The 398-nt window shown below is 65.3% G+C and carries 1 pseudogene; it reads right to left on the reverse strand.

Going from position 1 to position 398, the window contains the following annotated elements:
* Positions 1–265 (reverse strand): annotated as a pseudogene (locus ELR45_RS38010) (aldolase); the annotation flags it as partial.
* Positions 266–398 lie beyond the last annotated feature (133 nt).

Here is a 398-nt window from a genome sequence, read left to right on the forward strand (position 1 = left end):
CTGCGGCGATCATGGCACAGCCCGGATCGACGACGGCCGCGTCGACGACGGCGTCCCAGCCGAACTGACGGTCTACCAGCACCGCGGACGCATAGGGAGTGAGCACCCGGGCCGCGGCCACCTTGAAACCGGTGACCTCGTCGTTGGGGATGTTCCGGCCGAGCCGTTCGCGCATCATGGCGCGCAGTGCCTCTCGCTGGTCGATCGCGAGCATCGCGAAGCCGCCCGAAGCGCGGCGCATGCGGTCGAGGGGCGTCGTGGTCATCTCGCAGATCCTCTCGTCAGGCGACAACAACGTCTAGCAGAAGTTGATAGAAAACTATCATCGTCTGAGCGGCTGTCACACCGGAGGTAAGGTGAGGCTTGTGCTTGACGGTCCTGACCACTCGGGTGCCGGC

The organism is Phytoactinopolyspora endophytica, from assembly GCF_004138495.1.
GTDB lineage: Bacteria > Actinomycetota > Actinomycetes > Jiangellales > Jiangellaceae > Phytoactinopolyspora > Phytoactinopolyspora endophytica.